Below are 5824 nucleotides of genomic sequence, written 5' to 3'. Positions count from 1 at the left end.
TGCCACAGAAGACATTTGTAGCTGACGTTTCACTTTCGCTACGAAAACAATTGCTGAAAGAAGTTAAAAAATAGAAAAGCGTAGAAATCTTTTTTAGATTTCTACGCTTTATATTTTTTTATGCATATGCAAATGTTGTACTAGGTGATAGTGTGCGAGCTTGACTTTTCGCAGGCCAAACCACCACAAAAATAGCATAAAAGGTATCATTAAATATACCCAATATCCTTTAAATGATAAAATTGTATTATATAAAATGTGTAATACTACCGGTGCACAAAGCGCCATAGCAATCATTTCTTTCGTCTTTGCAAACTTTGAAAACTTGGCACGTCCATAATAATAGCCCATTACAACACCGAACAAAGCATGACTTGATACAGGTAATAATGCACGCATAAATGCAGTATCCAAACCGAAAGAAAATAAATAAAGCACATTTTCAATCGTGGCAAAACCAAGAGATATGCTTGCACCGTACAGTATGCCATCATAAGGATCATCGAATTCTACATGATTGTAGATTGCGATTAAAAGAACAAACCATTTAAAAAACTCTTCAACTACACTTGAAAAAACTACATCTTGTAGATAAAGATATCGAAAGACCCCTTCCTCTGTCAGAACATATTGTAAGAACAAGATTGGGAACGTTAAAAATGCGCCATACAAAAACGTTTGAAGTAAGGTTCTTCTTGGCTCCGTTGCCATCTGATTGCGCAAATAAAAGTAACTAAAAAGCGCTAGACCGGGAGCAATGGCAGCTGATAATAAAATGATCATGATGCCGGCCCCTTTCAAAAATCAATTTCATCTTGACATAATGATGTTAAGATTTTAAAATTCGTGACATCCTTCTAACTCTAGACCAACAATGTTTTTTGTACGAAAGTGAAGCGTCAGCCCCAAAATGTTGGTTAACTTTAGCATTTTTGCAGGATGTAAAATTTCATAGCCTACGTTTATCTTTTCCTGTCGGTTATCGGACAAAAATATCGTCTATGCCTTAGGCGAAAAATTTTTATGACATTTTTCGACAAAAAAACATCTATTACATGAAGATAAACTGCTATTATTATACCATGTTATGACATAAAACTTTTTAAAAGGAGATATTATTTTATGAAAAAAACAATTTTATTAATTCATACAGGTGGAACAATTTCTATGGCGATGAGTGATGAAGGTGCCGTTATGCCTAACAAGGAAAATCCTCTAATGAAGGAAAGCAGCAAACTTGATGCACTTGCTACAATTATTGAAATGGAGGCATTTAACCTCCCATCACCACATATTACTCAAAAAGAAATGCTTAAATTACGTAACCTTATTATCGAAAAAGTTGCAAAGGAGAAAATTGATGGCGTTGTGATCACCCATGGTACTGATACATTAGAAGAAACAGCATACTTTTTAGAATTAACGACTGATTTATCAATTCCTATTGTATTAACAGGTGCCATGCGCTCCTCAAACGAACTTGGTGCAGACGGGGTTTATAATTTAGTAGAAGCCGTCCGAGTAGCTGTAGATGAAGAAGCTCGTGAGAAAGGTGTTCTTGTTGCCATGAATGACGAAGTCCACCTTGCTGTTAATACTACAAAAACAAGCACTAGTTCAGTAAATACCTTCCAGTCACCTCAATATGGCCCGATTGGACTTATTACAAAATCAAGAATATTATTTCATCATGCTCCTATCCGCCGTCAATATGTAGATATTGATGGATTATCAAAACGAGTAGCCATGCTAAAAGTGTACGCTGGCATGGAGGTTGACTTACTTGATGTAGTACTCGCATGTAAATATGATGGCGTTGTATTAGAAGGCCTTGGACAAGGCAACGTCCCTCCATCAGTTGTTAAAGGTATTGAAAGTCTCATAGAGCGCGGTATTCCAGTTATACTCGTATCGCGTTGTTTTAATGGTATCGCAGAAGGTGTCTACGGCTACGTTGGTGGTGGCAAAATGCTCGAAGACTTAGGAGCTATATTCGCAACCGGCATTAATGGTCAAAAAGCTCGATTAAAATTATTAATTGGGCTCAACAAAGTTGGAACTCCTATTGATTTAAAGGAATTTTTCATGTAAGGCTAGTGTATTCGATATTCACTTTAGCTTATGCATCTATAATTTGATTATAATAATCCAAGATATTATGTAAATGATTGATTGCTATCTCAAAATCTGGCTGAATAACAGACAGCTGCATGAAATTTCTTTGACGTAAGTATTGGCTATCCGCATGAACATAAAAACCATTTAGAATTAAATCGCTCTGTAGATTTGCCAAAGCCTTAGGAAGTTGTAAAGTGATTAGCATCGGATACTGTCTAGTTGCAACTTGATATTGCATGAATGGTAGCTGCAGCAATGTTTTAAAGCGTTGTTGTAGCTGTTCATATCTTTCTGGATAGGCCTGTAGTGCTGCAACAACATTTGCAACAAGTACTGCTGGTAATGTAAATGGAATCGAGCCTTGTTGGTAATTAGCTAAATCAAGATAAGCAGGTAATGTCGTGGAAGATTTCACTATGTTTTGCGAAAAAACAAAAGCCAAGCCACTAAGTGCACCAATTGCTTTTCCACTCACCGCAGTCGCTAAATAACAATCCTTTAAAGAAAATGGCATGGCTCCGAAAGAACTAATGCAATCCATACAAAGCTTTATATTATAACGTTTAGTAAGCTGTAAAATTCCCTCTAAATCATTATAAGTACCAGTCGATGTTTCTCCATGTACTAGAAGGAGCCATTGATAAGATCTTTTTTGCAAATAAGAGTCCAACCTATTTATATCAAACGAAATTCCCCAATCTTGCTCGATTACATCAAAATCTAATGACCATCTCTCCGCTTGCTTTCGAAGACGATCTCCAAACTCCCCATTTGTTAAAATAAGCCCATGCCCTAATTGTTGAGCCTTCAATTGCCCCAGCATAACTTCATTTGCCAATGTCCCAGTTCCTACAATTGTAGACACGTACTCTGTCTCTGATAGTTGAAGCAACTTATTTCTCATTTGCTCAAATAATGATTGAAATCCTATCGAACGATGAGAAAGCTCAGAATACATAAATGGTTCGCTTTGTTTCACTGGACCTGGATAAAATGTATGACTCTCCTTCACAAGCCTTTGTTGCAAAGACTTTTCAAATTGCTGTCTCGTTAATACCATTGGTAAAAATAAAGCATCCTCTGTCCCTGTTGCAGGTGCAAATTGATTAAATCCCATTTGCTTGTAAAGTTTCTCTTCACGGGTAGTACCAGAGATAACCGCTGCCGAATATCCTTTTTCGTATGCAAAAGTAGTTAATGCCTGTGTCAATTTCAGTAGTACTCTTCCTGTTCGATATGCCTTCTTGACCGCAAGCAATCGAATTTCACATAGCTTAGTACTAATCTCCTTTGATAAATACTTCTCAACCTTTCCTATCTTTTCATCAATTGAAAACGGCCTTTGATCTCTAAATGCAAGCATGCCTATAAGTTCTATTCCTTTATAAACAACAATATACGTATTTTCATGATGAAAACGGTCAACTTTTTTTCTTTCAGGGTTAGGTTTATGCTGTGGAATTTCTTCTACAAAGGTTTCATAATTTAATTGTGCAATTTTCTCAAACTCCGCTTCTATATGCGCAATTTTACACCAATACATATCATTATCACTTCCTTCGCTCTAAAGCTTCTTTAATATTAGACATATGCTTACGAAGCATAAAAATCATTGCTATTAGTAGTGGAATATATAACAGTAATTTATCTGTATAAATAATCGCTCCAACATAAATAAGAAAGCCACCTAGCATACTAAGGGTTAAACTTCTAGTGACACTCAGTGCAAGAGCTGTCCCTACGACCATCATTACAAATAAGCTAGGTGATAATGCCAGACCTACCCCTATAAAAGTTGCTACTCCTTTTCCTCCATTAAACTTAAGCCAAAACGGAAACATATGCCCAAGCATACCCAAACTAGCACCTAAAACTATTTCCCATTCCTCGAAATGCCATAAACGTCCTGCACCAACAATGAGTGCACCTTTTAAAGAATCCCCTAAAAAGGTCCAAATAAAAGCATCTTTCCCAATCACACTACCAGCATTTCGAGCCCCTAGGTTTTTACTTCTTTCTTCCTGTAAGTTAACACCATATGCTTTTCCAACAACATACGCCGTCATAAAGCTCCCTATGATATAACTTAGCAACCAATATAATCCAAGCATTTTTTCACACCTTTTTATCCGCTTCGATTAAAGAAATTATGTCTCATCATCATAACGTGGGGTTGATTTCCGTTCCGAGTGGGCCTTTCATTGTATGCGTCGGATGAGCCACTTCGCTCTCTATCCGTCACTTCGACTCTTCTTTCCGTCGCTTCGGTCCTTCTTTCCGTCGCTTCGACCCTTCTATCCGTCGCTCTGGCTCTTCTTATCCACCGTTTAAAAAAAGCTGTATAAGCAGCTTACTTGCCTATACAGCTCATATTACTATTTATCTTTTTCTACAATTGTCTTCGCAATACAATCGCCATGGAAACGGCCATTTTCAATAAAGATTTCATTGGCATTATTTCCAGCTGCAATAACTCCTGCAATGAATAATCCTTCTACATTTGTTTCCATAGTTTCTGGATTAAACAAAGGACGACCCGTTTCATCATCAATAGAGACACCCATTGCTCGAATAAATGAATGATCTGGATGATAGCCTGTCATCGCAAAAACAAAATCATTCTTTAAAGTTTTCTCGCTGCCATCTATTTCTACAACGACCTCATGCTCACGGATTTCAAGCACATTTGAATTGAAATGCATTTGGACTTCTCCATCTCGTACTAGTCCTTCAAATTCGGGTAAAACCCATGGCTTGATGCTAGGTGAATACTCACTATTACGATAGACAACAGTGACGCGAGCTCCAGCCTTATTCAACTCAAGTGCTGCATCCACTGCCGAATTTTTCCCACCTATTACAAGAACATCAGTATCAAAAAATTCGTGTCCCTCTTTAAAGTAATGGTAGACTTTCGGTAATTTCTCACCTGGAATGTGTAAATAATTTGGATGGTCATAGTAGCCTGTTGCAATCACAACATAAGGTGTTGTATAAACCTCTTTATCTGTCGTAACTGTAAACATCGCTCCATTTTTTACAACGCTATTTACTTTCTCGAAACGATTTACTTGAATATCCTTCAAACGTACAACTTCTCGATAATAAACTAGTGCTTGGTTTCGCTTTGGTTTACGACCTTCAATAATAAAGGGCACATCGCCGATAGCTAGTCGTTCACTCGTACTAAAAAATGTTTGATGTGTAGGGTAATTGTAAATCGCATTTACGATATTTCCTTTTTCAATGACAATTGGCTTTAATCCAATATTTTGCAAGGCTATTGCTGCTGCTAAACCACATGGGCCTCCGCCAACAATAATTGCATCTACTTGCTGCATTTCTTGACACTCCTATCAACTTTGTATTAGCAATTTGCTAATACTTTACTTTTAACTTCTTTCAGCAATTGTTTTCGTAGCGAAAGTGAAACGTCAGCTACAAAAGTCTCTTGTACCGAAAGCGTAGCGGCAGGTACAGATGTTTTTTGTAACGTAAGTGAAACGTCAGTTACAGAAGTCTCCCACCTCTATAGATGGTGAGATGAATGCTGGTTTAAGTTACTTTTCAGCGGGTGCCCAAACATCCGCTGAAATAGTGGAACTCAGTCTAAGAACGCCACGTCCTGTAGCAATTTATCTGTGCGAAAGCGTAGTGACAGCAACACGGTTTTAACTGTGCGAAAGCGAAGCGACAGCAACAACAC

At 37.5% G+C, this 5824-nt stretch carries 5 protein-coding genes; 1 reads left to right on the top strand and 4 read right to left on the bottom strand.

The genetic code is table 11. The features are described 5' to 3' along the window. Positions 1 to 108: 108 nt before the first annotated feature. Positions 109 to 783, bottom strand: a complete 675-nt coding sequence (prsW, locus tag ACQKN2_RS24990) for a glutamic-type intramembrane protease PrsW (protein WP_323649321.1) — start codon at positions 781 to 783, stop codon at positions 109 to 111. 339 nt (positions 784 to 1122) lie between these two features. Between prsW and ACQKN2_RS24985 the strand changes: the two genes are divergently transcribed. Continuing rightward, positions 1123 to 2091, top strand: a complete 969-nt coding sequence (locus tag ACQKN2_RS24985) for an asparaginase (RefSeq protein WP_427417327.1) — start codon at positions 1123 to 1125, stop codon at positions 2089 to 2091. Positions 2092 to 2119: 28 nt separating this feature from the next. Here ACQKN2_RS24985 and ACQKN2_RS24980 read toward each other — a convergent pair whose 3' ends face one another. From ACQKN2_RS24980 to ACQKN2_RS24970, 3 genes are all read right to left on the bottom strand, one after another. Continuing rightward, complete coding sequence (locus ACQKN2_RS24980; RefSeq protein WP_427417326.1) at positions 2120 to 3661, bottom strand: aminotransferase class V-fold PLP-dependent enzyme; 1542 nt, start codon at positions 3659 to 3661, stop codon at positions 2120 to 2122. Positions 3662 to 3668: 7 nt separating this feature from the next. Continuing rightward, on the bottom strand, positions 3669 to 4229 hold the full coding sequence (locus ACQKN2_RS24975; protein ID WP_427417325.1) for a glycerol-3-phosphate acyltransferase: 561 nt from the start codon (positions 4227 to 4229) through the stop codon (positions 3669 to 3671). Between the two features lie 264 nt (positions 4230 to 4493). After that, positions 4494 to 5459, bottom strand: coding sequence for a YpdA family putative bacillithiol disulfide reductase (locus tag ACQKN2_RS24970; RefSeq protein ID WP_427417324.1), 966 nt, complete (start codon positions 5457 to 5459; stop codon positions 4494 to 4496). Positions 5460 to 5824 lie beyond the last annotated feature (365 nt).

The organism is Lysinibacillus sp. NPDC093688, from assembly GCF_050280145.1.
GTDB classification, from domain to species: domain Bacteria; phylum Bacillota; class Bacilli; order Bacillales_A; family Planococcaceae; genus Lysinibacillus; species Lysinibacillus xylanilyticus_B.
Note: the sequence above shows the minus strand (reverse complement) of the source record. Positions and strands in the feature narration are given on the sequence as shown.

What these genes read in the sequence shown, in the direction of transcription:
- ACQKN2_RS24975 (WP_427417325.1), bottom strand. Translation starts at nt 4,229, where the DNA reads ATGCTTGGATTATATTGGTTGCTAAGTTATATCATAGGGAGCTTTATG.
- ACQKN2_RS24970 (WP_427417324.1), bottom strand. Translation starts at nt 5,459, where the DNA reads ATGCAGCAAGTAGATGCAATTATTGTTGGCGGAGGCCCATGTGGTTTA.
- ACQKN2_RS24985 (WP_427417327.1), top strand. Translation starts at nt 1,123, where the DNA reads ATGAAAAAAACAATTTTATTAATTCATACAGGTGGAACAATTTCTATG.
- ACQKN2_RS24980 (WP_427417326.1), bottom strand. Translation starts at nt 3,661, where the DNA reads ATGTATTGGTGTAAAATTGCGCATATAGAAGCGGAGTTTGAGAAAATT.
- prsW (WP_323649321.1), bottom strand. Translation starts at nt 783, where the DNA reads ATGATCATTTTATTATCAGCTGCCATTGCTCCCGGTCTAGCGCTTTTT.